Annotated in this window: 18 protein-coding genes; 7 read left to right on the top strand and 11 right to left on the bottom strand. The window is 60.5% G+C overall.

Annotated features, from left to right (window positions below; genetic code table 11):
• Positions 1-135 precede the first annotated feature (135 nt).
• The 3 genes from ACR0AI_RS01900 to ACR0AI_RS01890 all read left to right on the top strand — a co-directional run bounded on the left by ACR0AI_RS01900 (position 136) and on the right by ACR0AI_RS01890 (position 3,833).
• A complete protein-coding gene (locus ACR0AI_RS01900; protein WP_170700517.1) occupies positions 136-708 on the top strand; it encodes a YSC84-related protein in 573 nt (190 codons plus the stop codon).
• A 162-nt stretch (positions 709-870) separates the two neighbouring features.
• Positions 871-3,333, top strand: a complete 2,463-nt coding sequence (locus ACR0AI_RS01895) for a penicillin acylase family protein (protein WP_480671092.1) — start codon at positions 871-873, stop codon at positions 3,331-3,333.
• Between the two features lie 104 nt (positions 3,334-3,437).
• Complete coding sequence (locus ACR0AI_RS01890; RefSeq protein WP_480671094.1) at positions 3,438-3,833, top strand: SgcJ/EcaC family oxidoreductase; 396 nt, start codon at positions 3,438-3,440, stop codon at positions 3,831-3,833.
• A gap of 3 nt (positions 3,834-3,836) precedes the next feature.
• Here the strand turns inward: ACR0AI_RS01890 and hflX are convergent, their stop codons facing one another.
• From hflX to trkA, 4 genes are all read right to left on the bottom strand, one after another.
• The gene (gene hflX / locus ACR0AI_RS01885; RefSeq protein ID WP_480671096.1) at positions 3,837-5,108 is read right to left on the bottom strand and encodes a GTPase HflX; all 1,272 of its coding nucleotides are present in this window, start codon (positions 5,106-5,108) and stop codon (positions 3,837-3,839) included.
• A complete protein-coding gene (gene hfq, locus ACR0AI_RS01880; protein WP_005982826.1) occupies positions 5,108-5,347 on the bottom strand; it encodes an RNA chaperone Hfq in 240 nt (79 codons plus the stop codon). The genes hflX and hfq overlap by 1 nt, the downstream gene beginning before the upstream one ends.
• Positions 5,348-5,477: 130 nt before the next feature.
• The gene (locus ACR0AI_RS01875; RefSeq protein WP_170458533.1) at positions 5,478-7,016 is read right to left on the bottom strand and encodes a potassium transporter TrkG; all 1,539 of its coding nucleotides are present in this window, start codon (positions 7,014-7,016) and stop codon (positions 5,478-5,480) included.
• Entirely contained in the window at positions 7,016-8,392 is a 1,377-nt protein-coding gene (gene trkA / locus ACR0AI_RS01870) for a Trk system potassium transporter TrkA (protein WP_480671098.1), read from the bottom strand. The genes ACR0AI_RS01875 and trkA overlap by 1 nt, the downstream gene beginning before the upstream one ends.
• Before the next feature lie 96 nt (positions 8,393-8,488).
• Between trkA and ACR0AI_RS01865 the strand changes: the two genes are divergently transcribed.
• Positions 8,489-8,968 carry a hypothetical protein gene (locus tag ACR0AI_RS01865; protein ID WP_170466659.1) on the top strand — a complete coding sequence of 160 codons (480 nt, stop codon included), beginning with the start codon at positions 8,489-8,491 and terminating at the stop codon, positions 8,966-8,968.
• Here the strand turns inward: ACR0AI_RS01865 and ACR0AI_RS01860 are convergent.
• The 7 genes from ACR0AI_RS01860 to dusB form a co-directional block, all read right to left on the bottom strand.
• A complete protein-coding gene (locus tag ACR0AI_RS01860) occupies positions 8,956-10,116 on the bottom strand; it encodes an MFS transporter (RefSeq protein ID WP_480671100.1) in 1,161 nt (386 codons plus the stop codon). The two genes, ACR0AI_RS01865 and ACR0AI_RS01860, sit on opposite strands and share 13 nt — an antisense overlap.
• 43 nt (positions 10,117-10,159) lie before the next feature.
• The gene (locus tag ACR0AI_RS01855; protein WP_170641853.1) at positions 10,160-10,750 is read right to left on the bottom strand and encodes a helix-turn-helix domain-containing protein; all 591 of its coding nucleotides are present in this window, start codon (positions 10,748-10,750) and stop codon (positions 10,160-10,162) included.
• Positions 10,751-10,768: 18 nt separating this feature from the next.
• Positions 10,769-12,178, bottom strand: a complete 1,410-nt coding sequence (gene ntrX / locus ACR0AI_RS01850; RefSeq protein ID WP_170373861.1) for a nitrogen assimilation response regulator NtrX — start codon at positions 12,176-12,178, stop codon at positions 10,769-10,771.
• Positions 12,175-14,463: a sensor histidine kinase NtrY-like gene (locus ACR0AI_RS01845; protein WP_480671103.1), complete on the bottom strand. Its 2,289-nt coding sequence runs from the start codon at positions 14,461-14,463 to the stop codon at positions 12,175-12,177. The genes ntrX and ACR0AI_RS01845 overlap by 4 nt, the downstream gene beginning before the upstream one ends.
• Before the next feature lie 99 nt (positions 14,464-14,562).
• A complete protein-coding gene (locus tag ACR0AI_RS01840) occupies positions 14,563-15,930 on the bottom strand; it encodes a response regulator (protein ID WP_170373863.1) in 1,368 nt (455 codons plus the stop codon).
• On the bottom strand, positions 15,930-17,018 hold the full coding sequence (locus tag ACR0AI_RS01835) for a two-component system sensor histidine kinase NtrB (RefSeq protein WP_170659687.1): 1,089 nt from the start codon (positions 17,016-17,018) through the stop codon (positions 15,930-15,932). The genes ACR0AI_RS01840 and ACR0AI_RS01835 overlap by 1 nt, the downstream gene beginning before the upstream one ends.
• Positions 17,015-17,998, bottom strand: coding sequence for a tRNA dihydrouridine synthase DusB (dusB, locus tag ACR0AI_RS01830; protein ID WP_480671105.1), 984 nt, complete (start codon positions 17,996-17,998; stop codon positions 17,015-17,017). The genes ACR0AI_RS01835 and dusB overlap by 4 nt, the downstream gene beginning before the upstream one ends.
• Positions 17,999-18,180: 182 nt before the next feature.
• Here dusB and ACR0AI_RS01825 point away from each other — a divergent pair, with 182 nt between their 5' ends.
• From ACR0AI_RS01825 to ACR0AI_RS01815, 3 genes are read left to right on the top strand one after another with little or no spacing between them, the layout of a single operon-like run.
• Positions 18,181-19,311, top strand: a complete 1,131-nt coding sequence (locus ACR0AI_RS01825; protein WP_480671107.1) for a bifunctional 2-C-methyl-D-erythritol 4-phosphate cytidylyltransferase/2-C-methyl-D-erythritol 2,4-cyclodiphosphate synthase — start codon at positions 18,181-18,183, stop codon at positions 19,309-19,311.
• Entirely contained in the window at positions 19,308-19,805 is a 498-nt protein-coding gene (locus ACR0AI_RS01820) for a phosphatidylglycerophosphatase A family protein (RefSeq protein ID WP_480671109.1), read from the top strand. The genes ACR0AI_RS01825 and ACR0AI_RS01820 overlap by 4 nt, the downstream gene beginning before the upstream one ends.
• Entirely contained in the window at positions 19,802-20,278 is a 477-nt protein-coding gene (locus tag ACR0AI_RS01815; RefSeq protein WP_480671111.1) for a CinA family protein, read from the top strand. Before ACR0AI_RS01820 ends, ACR0AI_RS01815 begins: the two co-directional genes overlap by 4 nt.
• Positions 20,279-20,447: the final 169 nt, after the last annotated feature.

Below are 20,447 nucleotides of genomic sequence, written 5' to 3'. Positions count from 1 at the left end.
GCCCTTCGCGATTTTTCGCCGATTGTTTCGCGGGTCGCGGCAGCTTTGTCGTGACATGCAGGGCCAATCGGCGTATTCTTGCACATAAGATCGGGAACACCCGACATATCAGGCACAGTTACAGAGATAAAAACCATGAGCAGTTCCACCCTTCCCCGACTGAACCGTCGCGGCTTTGCCTTGGGCATGGCAGGTCTGACCCTGACCGCAGCTTGCGGCAACGGCGTCGGCAACTCGAACGCGGCCACGCTTGACGCCCGTGTCGACGCGACACTGACCGAGATGTATGCCCGCTACCCCAACACGGTCGAGATCGCAGAAAAAGCCAACGGCATGCTGGTCATGCCCCTGATCACCGAGGCCGGGTTCGTATTCGGCGGCGGGTATGGTCAGGGCGCGCTGCGCATCAATGGCGCCACGGTTGACTACTACTCGGCCGTCAAAGGCACTGCCGGTCTGCAGATCGGCGCACAGCAATACGCGCATGTGCTGTTCTTCATGACCGAGGACGCGCTGAACGACTTCCGTCGCTCCAGCGGTTGGACCGCCGGTGCGGATATCGGCTATGTGGTCAGTGATCAGGGCGACCAGTTGTCGACCGACACGACCACCCTGTTGAGCCCGGTCTTGGCGGCTATCTTCGGCCAGGCGGGCCTGCAGATCGGCGCGACCGTCGAAGGCATCAAATACACCCGCATCATCCCCTGATTTTGCAGGACCACGACCCTCTCTGAAAGACCTCGTCCCCTCTTGGGGCGGGGTCTTTTTCACTGCCACTTAAAGGCAGGTTTCCGCAGTGTTCCTCTTTCGGTCGGGGCGGCCTTGAAGTAACCTCTGGCCAAGTGAAGAACGAATACAAGTGGGACGTCCATGGCTCTTGTCTTTCGCTGGTTGATACGCATCACCACGGGTCTTGTCCTGCTGGTACTTGCCGCCATCGGACTGGTCTATTTTCTGGCCAGCCAATCACTGCCCGAATACGATCAAACCCTTGAGGTTCAAGGCGTCACTGCCCCCGTTGAGATCATTCGCGATACGGCGAACGTGCCCCATATTCTTGGCGAAACCGACCCGGATGTGTTCTTTGGTTTGGGCTATGCCCACGCGCAGGATCGTTTGTGGCAGATGACAGTCATGCGCCGCACCGCCCAGGGCCGCCTGTCCGAGGTTTTTGGCGCGCGCACCGTTGCCGTCGACAAGCTGCTGCGTCGGCTTGACCTTTATGGCTTGGCCCATCGCTCGGTCGAGGCGCAAGATGACTACACAAAGGCTGCGCTGCGCGCTTATTCCGCAGGAGTAAACGCCCGCCTCACACAGATCAACGAAGAAGCTTTGGGCCGCGGCGCGCCCGAGATGTTTCTGTTCAACGCCCCGGTCTCCCCTTGGCAACCCGGTGACAGCCTCGCCGTGATCAAGCTGATGGGATTGCAGTTGTCGGGCCACCTGAAGGATGAAGTTCTGCGCGCCAGAACCTCGCTGATGCTGGACGATCCGGCGCGGCTGGTCGACATTCTGCCGGATGTGCCCGGAGCCGGTATCGCCGCCCTGCCCGAATATGCCCAGCTGTTTCCCGGCCTGCCACGCTATGCCGCGGGGACGCCGATGCCGGATACGCCGCTGTCGCCCTTCCCAAAACGTGGTCTAGCCGGCGCGTCAAACGCATGGGTTGCCGCACCGTCGCGATCGGCCAGCGGAGGGACGCTTTTGGCCAACGACCCACATCTGGGGTTTACCGCGCCCGGCGTGTGGTATCTGGCCCATCTGGACCTTGCCAAGGGCGGCGTGATCGGCGCAACAATTCCCGGCATCCCCGCCGTGATGAGCGGCCGCAGCGATCGTCTGGGCTGGGGCCTGACCTCCTCCTATCTGGACGATCAGGACCTGCATATCGAGCAGCTCAACCCTGACAATCCCGAGGAATACCTGACCCAGGACGGGTTCAAGGAATTCCAGAGCCGCCCTTCGATCATCGAAATCAAGGACGAAGCCCCCATCACCCTGACCCTGCGCTGGACGGAAAATGGCCCGGTTCTGCCCGGCAGCCACTATGATCTGGAAACGATCACGCCACCGGGGCATGTGGCGTCATTGTCCTGGACCGCACTCAGCCCGAATGACACGTCGATGAGCGCTTCAATGGCACTGATGAACGCCGATACCGTGCGCGAAGCCATTGACGTCGCAGAGAAATTCATTGCGCCGTCGCAGAACCTGTCCCTGGTCGACACCGAAACGATTGGCCTGAAACTGATCGGAGCAGTCCCTAAGCGCGACCGCCTCAACCAAAGCAAAGGGCGCATTCCAACGCCCGGCTGGATTGCGGAAAACCGGTGGCAAGGCCGCATGCCCTATGCCACCAATCCCGAGTTTACCTCACCCGCCGGTGGTCTGTTGGGCAATACCAACAACAAGATTATCGACCGTCCATTTCCCAACCATGTCTCATTCGAATGGGGTGACACGCAGCGCGTTCACCGGTGGGAACGGTTGATGCAATCGCGCGAGGTCCATACCCGCGACAGCTTTATCGAAGCACAACTGGACACCGTCAGTTTCACCGCGCGCTCGCTACTACCGCTGATCGGAGCTGATTTGTGGTTCACCGGTGCCTCGGCCCCCGAGGGCACGCCCGAGCGCCAACGCCAGATCGCCCTGTCCCTGCTGGCCGACTGGAACGGTGAGATGAACGAACATCTGCCAGAGCCTTTGATATACGCCGCGTGGCTACGTGCCTTGCAGATCCGCCTGATCGGGGATGAACTCGGCCCGCTGGCCAGTGAGTTCAAACATGTCGAACCTCTGTTCATCGAACGGGTCTACCGCGACATAGATGGCGCGTCGGTCTGGTGTGACGTGCGCCAAAGCGCCCCGGTCGAGACCTGCTCGGACATGGCAGAGCTGGCGTTGGACGACGCCCTGATCTGGATCGCCGAGACCTACGGCACCACGCTGGAATCCCTGCGCTGGGGCGATGCCCATCAGGCCACCCATGATCATCCGGTCCTCGGGAATGTTCCGGTCCTGCGCTATTTCGTCAACATCCGGCAATCGACCAGCGGAGGCGACAACACGCTGCTGCGTGGACGGACATCGGGCGAAGGCCCCGATCCCTTCCTGAACGTGCATGGCGCAGGCTATCGCGGGGTCTACGATTTCGCCGATCCCGACAGTTCCGTCTTTATCACCGCAACCGGGCAGTCCGGGCATTTCCTGTCACGCTACTACGACGATCAGGCGCAGTTGTGGCGGCGCGGAGAATATATCCCGATGTCCCTCGACATTGATCTCGCCCGGGCCGCAGCGGTGGGTGTCACCACCCTCACCCCGCAATAATCCGCCCACTTGGCAATTCCCCGCCCCGAATTTCGAGGGGCCGTGGCATGATCTGTGGTTTCGTCCTACCATAATCGGGCGAAACCGCATCTAATGGGGGGATCATGGCCAGCATACGGGATACTCTGAACACGCTTGCGCGCGACTATGCCATCGCCTGGAGTTCAGGCGACCCAGACTCGGTCGCAAGTTTTTATGCACCTGACGGGCAGATTATCATCAACCGAGGCGACCCTCTCAAAGGCCGGGACGCCATCGCCGAGATGGCCCGAGGGTTCTATACCGAATTTCCCGACCTCGAGGTCCGTTGCGACATGCTCCGATGGGCCGGGTCACACGCGATCTTTGTCTGGACCCTCGAAGGGCACCATGCGGAAACCGGCAATCACGTGGTCACGCGTGGTTGGGAAGAGTGGGAGTTGACCGAAGACCACAAAGTACAGTCCTCATTGGGGTGGTTTGACGCCGAGGACTATCAAAGACAAATCGACGGCAAATAGCATTCAAAGCCCGGCAAACTGCGCTGCCTGTTTGTCGGTCCAAAGTACCGTGATCTCAAACCCGTCTTCCGTCTGTTCCTCGGATCGAACGACATCCTGCCGGAACAGCCACGCGCGCTTGTTCCCTTCCGCGAAGCTCAGCGAGAGAGTGGTTTCGCGCCGGACCCCCTGCAGTTTTGTCGCGATATCAGCCAACAGAGGCGCGATCCCATCCCCGGTCACGGCCGAGATCGCAAAGATCGACGGATCGCGGTCAGCGCGTGCCAAAACCGCCTCGCGCTCATCGGCGTCCAAAAGATCGGTCTTGTTCCAAACCTCCAGCATCGGCCGCTCATCATCGACACCCAGTGAGTTGAGAATGGCCTGAACGTCATCGGCCTGCGCTTGTGACTCGTCATGGCTGATGTCGCGCACATGCACGATCAGATCCGCGCCCAGAACTTCCTCAAGCGTTGCCCGGAATGCCGCGACCAGTTCGGTCGGCAGGTTCGAGATGAAACCCACCGTGTCCGACAGGATCACCTCGGGGCCGTCGGGAAGAACAACGCGGCGCATGGTCGGGTCCAACGTGGCGAACAGCATGTCCTTGGCCATGACCTCGGCCCCGGTCAGGCGGTTGAACAGAGTGGATTTACCTGCGTTGGTATAGCCCACAAGCGCCACGATCGGATACGGCACCTTGGCCCGCGCGGCCCGATGCAACGTGCGCGTCTTGACCACCTTTTGCAGCTGCCGACGCAAACGCACCAGTTGCTCATCAATGGCGCGGCGGTCCGCCTCGATCTGAGTCTCACCCGGGCCGCCAACAAAGCCCAACCCGCCCCGCTGACGCTCAAGGTGGGTCCAGGCCCGGACAAGCCGCGTGCGCTGATAGCTGAGCGCCGCCATCTCGACCTGCAAAACACCTTCGCGGGTGCGGGCGCGGGCGCTGAAAATTTCAAGGATCAAACCCGTCCGGTCGAGGATCTTGACCTTCCACGCTTTCTCTAGATTGCGTTGCTGAACCGGTGTCACGGGGCCGTCGATCAGAACCAGTTCGACCTCGCTATCATGCAACCGTTCGGCCAGTTCATCGATCTTGCCGCTGCCGAACAGAAGCCCCGGCTGGGCGCGCGGCAGGCGCACGATCTCTGACCCGATCACATCCAGATCGGGCAATGCGGCAGCCAGTGCCACCGCCTCTTCCAGCGCGGGTCCGGGGACGCGGCGCTGTTCATCTGATTTGATTTCAGGATGCAGCACCCAAGCCCGGGTGCGCTTCCTTTCATGTTCCATCAAGAGGCGTCTTCGCCCTCATACAGGTTGATCGGCTGCGATGGCATGATGGTTGAAATCGCGTGTTTGTAGACCAACTGCGACTGTCCGTCGCGGCGCAACAATACGCAGAAATTGTCGAACCAAGTGATCACACCCTGCAATTTCACGCCATTGATCAGGAAAATCGTGACCGGGACTTTTGCTTTCCGTACGTTGTTCAGGAACGCGTCCTGCAGATTCTGTCTGTCCGAAGCCATATTTTATTAACTCGCCATTGTTCTTGCTACGCGCTGCGGACCAACGCGCTCCCTCTGGCAGAGTATGGAGTGACGCGCACAGATATTCCAGACGAAAAATCAGGCAGTAACGCCGGGCACGCGCAGTGGTTCAATCCCGCCACAGGGTCGGCGTGATCAACGCGATGATCGCCAGTGTCTCAAGCCGACCGATCACCATCGCCGCGCAGAGCGTCAGCTTGGCCCCGCCCGATAGGTCAACCAGGCGGATCGGGACATCCGTCGCAAGCTCGATCAACGGTCCGGTTGTGCTGAGAGCAGCGACACTCAGCACCATGGCCTGTTCGAACCCCGACCCCATCAGGGCCAGCAGCAGGTTAAACAGGGCAAGGGTCAGCGCGAACATCATCAGGAAGATCCATGCGATGAATGCTCCATCGCTTTGAATGCGACGGTTGCCGCCGCCAGTGCCGCTAACCGAGGACGGGTGGATCAGCCGGTCAATCTCGCGCGCACCATTGAGGTAGAGCGCAAAGACCCGCAGCAATTTAACCCCACCTGCCGTGGTCGCGACACCGCCACCCACCAGCGCCAGCCCCATGAGAACCAACCCCGGAGTCCCCAGACCCGAAAGCTGCTGGGCATCGTTCCAGTTCGCACTCTCGAACCCAGCTGTGGTCAGGAAAGCGAGGCCCGTGAACAGCATGCCCCAAATGACGTGTAGGGCTTGCAACGGCTGCAGCTGACCTCCGATTTCATTGACCCCTGCCCAAACGCGGAAGAACAGCAGCACCGCGACGGCCAGCACGATGAAAAGCCCGATCCGGAACTCGGGGTCCTTGTCCAGCCGGGCAAAGCCGCTGGCCGCCGTGTCGGTTGAAAAGGTCAGGCGCGACAGGGCGAAAAGCAAAAACAGAAACAGGATCATTTCCCCCGTGATGCCCGCCTGCGCGCCCTCCAGCCCACCAACAGGAGAGATACCCGAGGTCGCCATCACCGACATCGCATGGCAAATTGCGGTCAGGCCCTGCTCTCCGGCGATCAACAACAGGATGCAGACCACGGCGGTCAGGCCCGCGTAAATCGGCGTCAGAGTCCGGGTCACGCGCAGAAGGCGGCCGCGTGGATCGACCTGTTCACTCTGGGCCACGCCCGAGACCGGCCGACCGGGTTGACCGCGCGCCGTGACCTCGAACCCGCCCAAGGACAGCGGTGCCAAGATCGCGGCAGCGGCAATCCACATCAGCAAACCGCCCATCCAACCCACCAGCGCACGCCACAGATGCAAGGGCGCGCTGAGGCGGTTGGGGTCGGGGAACAGGTCGGCTCCGGTCGTGGTCAGGGCGCTGACCATGTCGAAATAGGCGTTCAGAAAGGTGGTATTGCCAAGCGCGTCGTGGAACGGGATGGCCAGAAAGATCGGCAAAATGGTGAAACAGCCCAGCAGCACCGCCAACTGCCCAAGCGTCCCCCGCCGCGGCACCCGGTTCGAGGCCGCCAGCGCGATCGCGGACACCAGAAACAGCCCCAACAGCCCGGAATAGAGAAAAGACCGCGAGGTATCGTGATCATCCAGCGCCAGCGCATAGCCCGCTGGCACCCACATAGACAGCGCCGAAATTCCCCAGATCAGCAGAAACAGCGGCAAGCGCCGCAAGACCCCGATCCGAGCTGTGACCACACGCGCCATCAGAAGAAATCAATCGAAACCTGCAGCAGCCGTTCGACCTCGGGGACGTCCTTGGCCATGGCAAAGATCGACAGCACGTCCTTTTCGTCAATCCGTAGACTGCCTGTTGGGCGCAACAGTTCATTGCCTTTCAGGACCGCGCCAACAAGAACACCCTCAGGGAAGTCGATATCGCGCAGTTTCTGTCCGGCCATGGGCGAAGTCGAAAGCACCTCGGCCTCGATCACTTCGGCCTCGGCGTCGCCGATGGAATAGACCTGCCGCACCCGCCCATGCCGAATATGGCGTAGGATCGAGCTGACAGTGGTAGCCCGTGGGTTGATATAAGCGTCGATCCCCAGAGGCCCCATCAACGCCACCATGCTGGGGTCGTTGATCAGCGCAATCGCCAGCGCACAGCCTTCGGCCTTGGCGCGCACGGCGGCCAGCATGTTGGTGCGGTCATCATCTGTGACGGCCAGCATCGCATCAGCGCGGTCGATACCCGCCTCGTTCAGCAGCGCCGAATCCAGCCCGTCGCCATGCAGGACAATGGTCCGCTCAAGCGCTTCGGCGGCTTTTTCGGCACAATGGCGATCCCGTTCGATGATCTTGGCCCTCACGCGGCTTTCGCGTTCTTCCAGCGTTCGCGCGACTTCGAGCCCGACATTGCCGCCGCCGACGATAACCACACGGTCCTGCCGTTTTTGCGCTTTGCCGAACACTTCCATCGTGCGGTCGACATCTTTCACGCTGGTGAAGACGTAACACTCATCGCCCACGAACAACTGATCTTCGGATTCAGGCGCAAACAGGCTGCCCTCGCGCCGGACCCCGACCACGATGGAGCTGAGGGTCGAGAACAAATCGGTCAATTGCCGCAGAGGCGTGTTCACGATCGGGCAATCCTCGTCGATCCGAATGCCCAGCAGCTGGGCCTTGCCATTCATGAACATCTCGGTGTCAAAGGCGGACGGGGCCGACAGGCGACGCATAGCGGCGGCCGCGACCTCACGCTCGGGACTGATCACCACGTCAATCGGCAGGTGATCGCGGCGATAGAGGTCTGAGTGGATCGCCTGAAGGTAGGATTGCGATCGCAAACGCGCGATCTTGCGCTGGATGGCGAAAACCGAATGGGCCATCTGGCAGGTGACCATATTCACCTCGTCCGAATGGGTTGCGGCGATGATCATGTCGGCATCGCGCGCCCCTGCCCGTTCCAGCACATCCGGATAGCTGGCAAAGCCCGCGATCCCCTGCACGTCCAGCGTTTCCGTCGCCCGGCGCACAAGATCAGGATTGTTGTCCACCACCGTGACGTCGTTCAGCTCGCCCGATAGATGCCGCGCGATCTGCCAGCCAACCTGACCCGCACCGCAAATGATGACCTTCATGTTTCTGGCCCTTCTGCCTGAAATCTTTGAATGACAGATGGTCCTGAGAGGGTCAATTGAATTGTCATACCCGACCTTTTCGGGCAGAATAAGCATATGAAAACACTCGTTCACCTGCTTGTTCCAGTGATGCTGCTGACCGCCTGCGGCCCGCTTTCCATATACTATCGCGAGGGGGAAAGCGTCTCGAAGATGCAGGAACAAACCACTCAGTGTAAGGTTCAGGCACTTGAACAGGCACCGGTTGCCAACCAGGTCCGTCAGGGGCCGCCGACCTATTGGCCAGGCCGCACCTATTGCGACGGGAGCGGACGGTGCTATCGCAGTGGCGGCTGGTGGGAGCCGGGGCGCATTTACACGGTCGACGTCAACCAGCCCCTGCGCAACACGGTTGAAGCACAGTGCATGGCGCAGAAAGGGTTTCGCCCCGTCAGCCTGCCGCCCTGCAAGTCCGGCGTGAAATCCCGTGTTCCGGCGACTCGTACGACGACCCTGCCTCCGCTGAATACTGAATCCTGCTTCGTCAAATTCGATGACGGGTCGTTTCAGATCATCACACCCGGTCAGGCCGGCTGACGGAGCGCTCGTTTTCGCGCCAATGCGACATGCGCAAGGATCGCAGCCACGTAGATCCCGATCACTGTGATCAACATGCCGGCCTCCCCCGTCCGTCCGAGGACAGCCAATAGGACCGGCGTACCCAACAGGTTCCCCGCATTGCCCATCTGCGCCATGGCGCCGTAGCTGAGGGCCTGCGTCTCAGGCGTTTGGTTCAGGATCGGCACGGCGGCAAAACTACCCCCTTGCACCAGACCCAGCACCGCAAACAGACATACACAAACGAGTTCGAGCGGCACGCCAAGAAACACCCCGGCGATAGCCGTCATGCCGAGCGCAAACCCCAGATTAACGACCGCAACGCAGGACATGCGGGACAAGAGGATCGGGACGGCGACCCAGCTTAGAACAATGCCTGCCAAAGGCATGAGACCCGCAACAGTCGCGGCATGCCCTACGGGCAGCCGACCCGGCAGGATGGCCAGCAAAGAGACGAAGGTTAAAGTGTAGAAGAACCAGCCTATGGCCGGGGCCGACACAAAGGGCGACTGGTAGGTGCGCAGATGCACGTCAAAGAGTTCGCCCCAACGCCAAGGGGCAGCACCCTGGGATGGTTGGACCTTTAATCCACAAGGCAGGATCAGACCCGCGACGGCGATCATCAGGCCGCCGTGCAGAGCGAAGAAGAACGGCAGCCCGAAATGCTCGACGAGCGGCAGGCCGATCCAGGCGTTCAGCGCAAAGGCCACGCCGAAGAATGTGCTCCACAACACCATCGAGATATTGCGCGCCTTGCCGCTCGTGATCTGAGCGATCAGCGTGGGCGCCGCGACGACGATGGCGAGATGTGAGACCCCCTCGACAAACCGGGTGGCCAGCATGGTGTAAAACCCTGGCAGGCTCGCCTGAAAGATCGACAGCGCGCCGCCCAGACACAACCCGCCAATCAGCAGTTTCAACGCCCCGACGCGCCCGACGACCGCACCGGACACAGCACCCAGAACCGCGCCCAGAAGACTAATGATCGACAACAGCCACCCCATGCTCTCGGCATGATCGGGGTAAAGCAACACAAGCTCGGGAAACGGCACGGCAATCTTGGCAAATTGCGTGGCTGCGCCCAGACCGGCCAGCCAGAGGAGAAGAACCTGAAATGCTTGTATCATGGAGCGCTTCTACAGCGCCTGCTCAGCCCACGGAACGCATAAATTATGCGCCTGCTTTCGTCCCGCTGACCAGACGAACCGGCGTGCCGTCAGACAGGTAGAGACGTTCCCAGAAGATTTGTCCGGCACTGATCCGAATACGGTCGTGAATGGCCTCGGAAGTCTGGAAAGCCTTGGGCGCGGGCGTGTGCATATCCCACCACCCTTCGGCTTCCAACTCGGCCTCGGCCTTCTGGATTTCTTCGGTCGCAAACTGCCAGAGCGACACGCCCAAAAGCGCGTTCTGGCTGGTGTTCCAGTCCCTTGCCCGACTGGCGGAATAGGCAAGGCATTTGTGGCTCGCCTCTTCCACCAAATGAAGGCAATCGGCGGAATTCATTACCAAGCGCCTCAACGCACTGTCATCGAATCGCTTTGGACCGAGCGCGGCAAAAACCGCTTGTTGCGTGTCCGGAGGCGGCGTCTGTCCACCTCTCTCCCAACGCGAGATTGTGGCCTGATCCACCTCCAGCAGCTCGGCCAGATAGGTCTGTTTGTACCCGACGGACCGGCGCAACCGTTTCAGGCGCTTGCCGAAGCCCGGATAGCCCCGGGTCTCAAGCCGCTTGCCCGTGGATGACGCGCCAATACCCATCGTGACCTTCCCGGTAGATTACTCTGCCGGTTCCGGCTCATCAATTTGTGCAACGCGCGCGCCCGATTTGTTCGAGGTCACAACGCCCAGCGATTTCAGCTTGCGATGCAGCGCGCTGCGCTCCATCCCGACAAAGCTGGCGGTGCGGCTGATATTGCCACCAAACCGGTTGATCTGCGTCAGCAGATATTCCCGCTCAAACGCCTCACGCGCCTCGCGCAGAGGAAGAGTGGCCAGCGCGCCGGACAGGACCACACGACCCGAATCCTCGGCCTTGTCCTCATCGCTCGGCAGCTCGCGCGCCTCAATCGGGCCTGTGCCATCGCCGAGGATCAGAACACGCTCGATCAGGTTCTTCAGCTGACGGACGTTGCCGGGCCATGTCATGGTCTGCAACAGCGCAACCGCTTCCTCAGACAGTTCCCGAACCGGCAGGCCCTGCGTTTCATTGCACATTTCGATGAAGTGCTGCGCCAGAACCGGAATATCCTCACGACGATCCTCCAGCGAGGGGACGTCAATCGGGACAACATTCAGACGGTGATAAAGTTCCTCGCGGAATCGCTCAGCCACAATCTCATCGTCGAGGTTTTTATTGGTCGAGGAAATCACGCGCAGATCAACCCGTACCTTGTCCGAGCCGCCAACGCGTTGGAATTGCTGATCAACCAGTACACGCAGGATCTTGGACTGGGTGCCCAAGGGCATATCAGCCACTTCGTCAAAATAGATCACACCGCCGTGGGCCTCTTCCAGCAGGCCCGGCTCCACACCGCGTTCGCTGCTTTCGCGCCCGAACAAAACCTCTTCGACCCGCTCTGGTTCGATCCCCGCGCAGTTGACCGTCACGAAGGGCGCGTTGGCTCGGTTGGAATGCGCGTGGATATAGCGCGCCGCGATTTCCTTGCCCGACCCGGCCGGTCCGCTGAGCATCACACGGCCGTTCGACTTGGTGACCTTGTCCAACTGGCCCTGCATCGCCCGGAACGAGGCCGATTTGCCGATCATATCCGAGCAGCTCACCTCTTTGCGTTTCAGCGAAGCGTTCTCGCGACGCAAGCGCGACGTCTCCATCGCGCGGCGGATCACGACCATCAACTGGTCGATGTTGAAGGGCTTTTCGATAAAGTCATAAGCGCCCTGTTTGATGGCGGCGACGGCGATCTCGATATTGCCGTGACCCGAAATAATCACCACCGGCACATCCGGGTTGTCGCGTTTCACCGCCTTCAGAATATCAATCCCGTCCATGCGGCTGTCTTTCAGCCATATATCCAGGATCAACAGCCCCGGCGGCTCAGAATTAATCGACGACATGCACTCGTCCGAGTTCGCCGCCAGCCGGGTTGAATAGCCTTCGTCCTCCAGAATGTCGGACACCAGTTCGCGAATATCGCGTTCGTCATCTACGATCAGAATGTCGCTCATCTTTGGCCTGCTTTCATTATGTTGGTTTTAATCGCCTGCTTCTGTGGCGCTGAATTGGATGGGAGGTTCGCCCCCGGTAAACGGATCACGGCCATTGCGCCGAAATGGTCCTGTCCGTCAAAGGTGGGCGCGTCTTCTAGCGTCAGCGCTCCGCCGTGTTCTTCGATGATCTTCTTGACGATGGGCAGGCCCAGCCCGGTCCCTTCGTCGCGTGTGGTTACGTAGGGCTCAAACAACCGCGCACGGTCTTCCGGCAGCCCGATCCCGTTATCTGCAATGGTGATGATCGTCCCGGCATCGTCGCTGGAGACCGCTACCTTGATCTGCGGCTTCAGGTTTTCAGGAGCGCCTTTTTCCTTCAGGGTTTCAATGGCTTCCCCGGCATTCTTGATCAGGTTGGTGAAGGCCTGATTCAGCATGGTCGCGTCCACATCCACCGGGATCGGTTGGTCCGGAAGATCCGCGTCAATCTGCACCTCGGGTTGACCAGCCTGTTGCAGCAGCACCGCCTCGCGCACCAGCGCAACAACATCTTCTTCGCTCCGTTCAGGCTCGGGCATGCGCGCGAATTTCGAGAACTCATCCACGATCCGACGCAAATCATTGGTTTGACGCACAATCACGTCGGTCATGGAGACGAGGATATCGCAATCCTCTTCCTCCAGCTTGCGCGAGAACTTTCGCTTGATCCGTTCCGCACTCAGCTGAATCGGGGTCAGAGGGTTCTTGATCTCATGCGCAATGCGCCGGGCCACGTCGCCCCACGCCGCCATACGCTGCGCGCTGACCAGATCTGTGACGTCATCAAAGGCCACAACATAGCCCTCAAGCCCGCCATCTTCGCCCCGCCGCGTGGCCATCCGCACCAGCAGGTTCTCCAGCTGGCCTTTGCGGGTGACCTTGATCTCACCTTGCACTGCCTCTTGCCCGCTGCTTTTCAGGCTTTCGAACAGAGGCAGGAATTCGGGTACCGCGATTCCGATGGCCAGATGTTCCTCGCCCCGGGACCAATCCAGCAGCCGCTCGGCTGATCGGTTGACGAAGGTCACGCACCCTTCCGGGTCGACGCCGACCACGCCCGAAGTTACCGAACTCAGCACCGAGTCGAACAGGCGTCGGCGGCTTTCGATTTGGCGAGTGTTTTCGAGCAGCGTGTCCCGCTGGCCTTTCAGCTGCCGTGTCATCTGGTTGAAGTACCGACCCAACATGGCAATTTCGTCATCGCTGGCCTCTTCGATCACCTGCACGCTGAGATCGCCCGCACCGACCCTTTGAGCAGCTGTGGTCAGGCGCCCAACGGGCCGCGAGAGGCGTTCCGCGAACCACATCCCCAGCGACATCGCCGCAAGGATCAGGATCAGCGCAAACCCGAGATAGAGGAGGCCGAACTCGAACAGCACCCTTCCGCGTTCGTTTTCAAGCTGTTGATAGAATTGCGCGGTTTCCTTAGTGTCATCCAGCAGCGTCAGCAACTGGCCGTCGACCTCACGACTGACATAGAGGTAGCGGTCCAGATACGCCTGCAAGGGCACCAGCGCGCGGAATTCGTTGTTCTGCCAATCCGCGATGATAAGAAGGCCACTTTCGGTGGCTGTGGCCATCTGCTCGGGGGTCGGCGCTTCGTAATTAAACAGGTAAGAGCGATCGCCACGCGACCGGATCTCACCGTCGCCGTCAATCACATAGGCTTCACGCAGGCCACGCTGGATCTGAGCCTGCCCCTGCGCTAGAACCTCGCGCAATTCCGCATCCGAAATGTAGAAATCGCGGGCGCGCGCATTGTCGAGGAAAAGCGCCAGAACGGCGGCGTCTTGTGTCAGGCCCTGCCGATGCTCAAGCTCATAAGCCTCGGCTGCCGTCAGCGACGACCCCACAACCTGCCGAACCCGGTCCGAGAACCAGCCTTCAAGGCCGATATTCACCGTCAACCCGGCAAAGATCGCGACCGTCACCGTCGGCACCAGTGCCAGCAGTGTAAACGCGCCAATCAAACGCAAATGCAGGCGCGATCCCGCTGATTTGGCCCTCCGCGCCGCGATCAGACTGCCCAGCTGACTCATCACCAGAGCCGCAACGACCAGCACGTAAACGAGGTCGGCCAGCAGAATCAGGCGCAACGTCGGGGCAGTTGCGCCCAGATCGAAAGGACCAATGACAAGATATGTCGCAAGCGCCAAGACCGGCCCCAGAAGAACCAGCCCGAAGGTGCTGTAATTGCGCAGTTTCCGGGATCTGCGCCACCGGTTAACCGATGGGAGAATCCCGCTCTGTGCCCGGGTTGCCACCGTCTGCCCTCATCCTGATGTGCTGCTTTCGCAGCGAACCGCCATATCTCGTGGTCTATTCCCGGGCGATACCCGAATGCCACGCTTTGTGTGGCGATATTACATCAGTTTGCGACGGCGTGTCACCTGAATATCGAGGTCCGTGATCTTTTTCCGCAGCGTATTTCGGTTAATCCCAAGTAAATCCGCGCATTTTGCCTGGTTTCCGCCGGTGGCTTCCAGTGCGATTTCGATCAACGGGGCCTCAACTTCCCGCAAAATGCGCTGATACAGGCCCGGAGGTGGCAGCATATTGCCGTGCAGATCGAAATAGCGGCGCAGATGGCGTTCAACCGAGGTTGCCAGCTTCTCACGCTCTCCTCCGCCCAGAACGGGCTCGGCTTCGGGTTGGCTGCCCAGAACCATCTCTACCTCGGCCTTAGAGATCTCGTCGGATCGGCTAGTCAGGCTGAGCCTGCGGATCGCGTTCTCCAACTGCCGCACATTGCCCGGCCAGGAATAGCGCCGGACCAGCTCAACCGCATCAGCGCTGAGCCAGCGTTTGGACCCAAGGTCTTTTTCCTCGCGGGCCAGAAAATGCTCGGCCAATAGGGTAATATCATCCACCCGCTCACGCAGAGCCGGGACATGGATGGTTGCGCCGCAGAGGCGGTAGTAGAGGTCCTGACGGATACGCCCGCCCTCCATCCCGGCAGTCAGATCCGATTGGCTGGTCGCCATGAAGCGGGGCACGTGGTCGCCTGGCGTATCCATCATCCGCACGATCCGCGCCTGAATCTCGTCATCGATATCGGCGATCTCATCAATCAGCAGCGTCCCGCCACGCACCCGCGCCATAACGCGTGCGGGGCCTTCGAGGTCGCGCAGATCAGCCGCCGTTGCCGTCACAAACGGTAAGGTTCGACGGTCCGAAAAATCGTGAATAGCCCGCGCAATCAGTGACTTACCGGTCCCACTTTCACCAGAAATCATGACCGAGAGATCGGTGTTCATCACGCGCGCCACCAGACGATAAAGCGACTGCATCACCGGCGTGCGCCCTACCAGAGGCAATTCATCCGGGCGCTCATTCTCTTGGGGTTCGGGATCGCTCTGCAGGCGTTGCTTCTGCTCCAAGGCACGCGCCGTCCGCTTCATCAGGTCCGGCAGGTCAAACGGCTTGGGCAGGTAATCGTAAGCATCCGCCTCGGCCGCCTGGATCGCGGTCATGATCGTGTTCTGAGCCGAGATCACGATCACCGGCAAGCCAGGACGGTCCTCGGCGATCTTTGGAAGCATTTCCAAGCCGTTACCGTCCGGCATGACTACGTCCGAGATCACCACGTCCCCTTTGCCTTCGCCAACCCAGCGCATCAGCGTGGTCAGCGAGGATGTGGCATGCACCTTACATCCGGCGCGCGTCAGAGCCTGTGTCAGAACGGTGCGGATCGTGCGGTCGTCATCCGCGACCAGAACGGTGCCATCCATCAGATACTCTCCTCTTTCGGTTTTTTATTTTCAGCCGGCGCACGACGCAGCGACAATTTGAAAACGGTCCGCCCCGGTACGGAATCGACGGAAATCCAGCCGTCATGGTCCGAGATGATCTTGCTGACCAAGGCCAACCCCAGCCCTGTCCCGTTTTCCTTGCCCGAGACAAAGGGGTCAAAGATGTCACTGCGGATTTTCTCCGGCAGGCCCGGCCCGTCATCAATGATCTCGATTTGCAGCGGCAGCGAGTGTCCCGACCCATCGCTACGTCGCAAGCGGAAGGAATGTTCGAAATAGGTACGCAAGCGGATTGTACCGCCCTGCGGACCAGCCGCCTCGGAGGCGTTTTTCAACAGGTTCAGAACAACTTGCAGAAGTTGGTCCGGGTCGCCAAAGGCCAGCGGCAGCGAGGGGTCATAGTCTTCGACAATGGCCATATCCGCGCCAAAGCCCAACAAGGCCGAACGGCGGGCGCGGTCCAGGACATCGTGGATGTTGACCGGCTTGAAATCGGGCTGCTGCAGGTTTCCGAATTGCTCGACCTGCTCCAGCAGTTTCACGATCCGGCGGCTTTCGGCAACGATAAGATCTGTGAGTTCTAGGTCTTGCGGCGCGATATTCATGCTTAGCAATTGCGCGGCGCCGGTGATCCCCGCCAGTGGGTTCTTGATCTCATGCGCCAGCATTTCGGCCATTCCGATGGCGGATTGTGCGGCGGATTTGACCGTATTGCCCCGAGTCATGCGCCCCGCCAATTCGCGCGGGGATATGATCATGATCATCGACCCGGGATGCCCAACCAGTGGCGCAATTTGCAAGGCGCATTGTAGCGGTGCGCGGTTGCCCGACCCTGCATCCACATCGTTGACGAACAAAGGCGTTCCCTGAGCGCGCGCGCGGTCAAAGGCTTCCTCTAGCGGGGCATCAACAGCTATCTGATCCCAGACGGGGTGGCCAATCACCGACTTGCGCGAGGCGTTCAGGAACCCCTCGCCCGAGGAATTCACATCCGCAATCCGGTCGTCTTGGTCGATAATGAAGGCTGGAACGGGTAGCGAGTTCCAGATGCTCTGATCCGAGGTCATGCCGCCACTCCCTGCTGACACTCCAGCGCGTCACCCAACAGGCGCAGCACCTCATCCGTATCGCGCGAGGTCAGGACCGCGCGACGCAGAGGCGCGGGCGTTCCGGCCTCATCCATGTACCAGCCCAGATGTTTGCGAGCGACGCGGAGTCCAAGGTCGGTACCATAAAAGTCCAGCATTGCCTGATAATGCGCGCGCACCATGTCGATCAGATCCGCGCTTTCAGGGATCTCTGGCGCGTCGGTGCCATAGACCTCATGGCAGATCTGCGCCAGCAGCCACGGCTTGCCCTGCGCCCCTCGGCCAACCATGACGCCATCCGCGCCCGATTGCTTCAACGCTGTGCGGGCCGCATGCGTGTCCACGATGTCCCCATTTGCGATGACGGGGATCGAGACCGCCTCTTTCACCGCTCGGATCGCCTGCCAATCGGCACGGCCTTTGTAAAACTGACAGCGTGTCCGCCCGTGGATCGTGACCATCTGAATGCCCGCCTCCTCGGCCCGGCGCGCCACGTCTGCGGCATTCAGCAACGCGTCATCCCAGCCCAGCCGCGTTTTCAGCGTCACGGGGACATCAACAGCCTCAACCACGGCCTCGATCAAACTCAGGGCGTGATCCGGTGTCTTCAGCAAGGCCGAGCCGGAATAGCCGTTAGTCACTTTCTTGGCGGGACAGCCCATGTTGATGTCGATCACCCGCGCGCCACGATCTGCCACCTGACGGGCAGCCTCAGCCATCCAATGCGCCTCACGCCCGGCCAGCTGAACCGCTGTGTTCTCCACATCTGCCGACAGCTCGGCCCGCTCGCGCACGCCGGGTTTGGCCTGCACCATTTCCTGACTGGCGACCATTTCACTGACCACCATGCCCGCGCCAAAGCGCATCACCAGATCGCGGAACGGGCGATCCGTGATTCCAGCCATCGGGGCCAGTAACACAGGCGGAGATACGGTTTTGTCGGCGAGGTGCAGCGTCAACGTGCTTAATCCTTGGGCAATTGCGGATTTGATATCGAATTCGAAGCATATGAACAACAAAACGACGGCCATCAAGCCTGCAAAATCATCACTTGCCTATTTTTTAATCACATTACCATGGGTGATTGCCTCTGCATTCACCGCCCCCTAAACAAAGCGCAGGACTCCGGAGAAACCCGACCATGACCACAGCTGCCATAATCGTTGCCGCAGGGCGTGGACTGCGCGCAGGAGGCGGCACGCCCAAGCAATGGCGCGCGCTGGCCGGTCGTCGTGTGGCGGATTGGACGATCGACCGGTTCCGTGGCCTTGTCGACCACATCGTATTGGTCTTGTCGGACGAAGACGCTCCGGCCTGGGAAGAGTTTCGCGAGACCGACCTGATACTGTGCGCAGGTGGTGCGGGTCGGGCAAGCTCGGTTCGTAACGGACTGCAAGCATTGGCAAATCATCAAGTGACCCGTGTGCTGATCCATGACGTGGCACGGCCCTGTGTCTCGGAACATCTCATTCAGAATGTCCTGAGCGCACTGGGTACCCACCAGGCCGCAGCCCCCGGTTTACCCGTTACGGATGCGCTTTGGATCGGGCATGATGGCTCGGTTTCTGGGACGCAGGACCGCAGCAACCTGTTTGCCGCGCAAACCCCTCAGGGATTTGACTACGATGCCATTGTCAAAGCACATGCCGCGCATCCGGGTGGCGCTGCGGATGATGTTGAGGTCGCACGGGCCGCAGGTCTTGAGGTTTGCATTGTGCCGGGCGACGCGGACAATCTGAAAATCACCCGCCCCGAAGATTTTGCACGGGCGGAACGGATAATGGGAACGAATATGGATGTGAGGCTGGGCAACGGCTATGACGTGCATCGTTTTGGCGATGGCGATCACGTGATCCTCTGCGGTGTGAAAATCCCGCATGAGCGCGGGCTGCAAGGGCATTCCGACGCGGATGTCGGGATGCACGCGGTCACCGACGCGATTTACGGCGCGCTGGCGCAGGGGGATATCGGCCAGCACTTCCCGCCCTCGGACCCGCAATGGAAAGGCGCGGCAAGCGAGATCTTCCTGCACCATGCGGTCGAGCTGGCCGAGACGATGGGTTACCGCATCTCGAACGTGGATTGCACGCTGGTCTGCGAATACCCCAAGATCGGCCCTCATGCCCCGAAAATGAAAGAAGAAATGTCTAAAATTATGGGATTGCGCGCCGATCAGGTCTCGGTCAAGGCAACTACGTCCGAGCGTCTGGGCTTTACCGGACGTAGCGAAGGCATTGCGTCGCTCGCCACTGCCTGTCTGGTGAAAGCATGAACATCGCGAGTCTAATCGGAACCGTCTGCGGCGTCGGATATCTACGCCCTGCCCCCGGCACATGGGGATCGCTTGCGGCCTTGCCTCTGGTCTGGGTCCTGCACATTTTGGGCGGCTTCCCCCTGCTCGTCCTCGCGACGCTCGTCGTGTTTTTCGCGGGCCTTTGGGCCACAAAAGTGATGACCGCCGGGCAAGAGGATCACGACCCGTCCGAGATCGTCGTCGATGAGGTCGCGGGCCAGTTCATCGCGCTCTGGGCCATTTCCTACCCAAGCTGGGCACACGGGATCGAGATCACCGCGCTCTGGCCCGGTTGGCTCGCGGGGTTCCTGCTGTTCCGGCTGTTCGACATCACCAAGCCCGGCCCGGTCGGCTGGGCCGATCGTAAAGGAGACGCAATGGGCGTGATGCTGGATGATGTGATCGCCGGGGTCTTTGCCGCCATCGGTGTGATGGTTCTGGCCGGGATCGCACATGGAGTGTTGGGCCTATGACCGTAACCGAGCTGCTGGACCAAGCCAAAGCCCAAGGCATCATGATCGCGACCGCAGAAAGCTGCACGGGCGGCATGGTGGCTGCTGCTTTGACCGACATCCCCGGCAGCTCGGCCGTGGTGGACCGGGGTTTCGTCACCTACACCAACGACGCCAAGCAGCAGATGCTAGGCGTGCGCGGCGAGACACTGGACGCCTATGGCGCGGTCTCAGAGCAGGTCGCACAAGAAATGGCCGATGGCGCTCTGCGCCAATCGCGCGCGCAACTGGCCGTGTCGATCACTGGCATCGCAGGCCCCGGAGGGTCAGAATTCAAACCCGAAGGCCGCGTGTGCTTTGGCCTTGCCGCCGAAGGGCAACCTACGCGCACCAAAACTGTCGAGTTCGGCGCTCTGGGGCGCGAAAGGGTCCGTCAGGCCGCGCGGGATCATGCGCTGGAAATGCTTTATTCCGGTCTTTCGCAAACCGCTTAAATTTACAGCAACTATACTGCGTTGACGCAAAATTGAGCGTCAGTTGACGAAAAGCCGTCTAAATAGGCGCCTTTTTGCACCTTTGCCTCTTTTTTCCCCGATCCAGCTCAGCTTCAACCCGCCGCACACCACTCACGAGGTGTCGGCCGTGGCGGTTTGCCCGGCCGAC

The organism is Ruegeria sp. BG3 (assembly GCF_056538485.1).
Note: the sequence above shows the minus strand (reverse complement) of the source record. Positions and strands in the feature narration are given on the sequence as shown.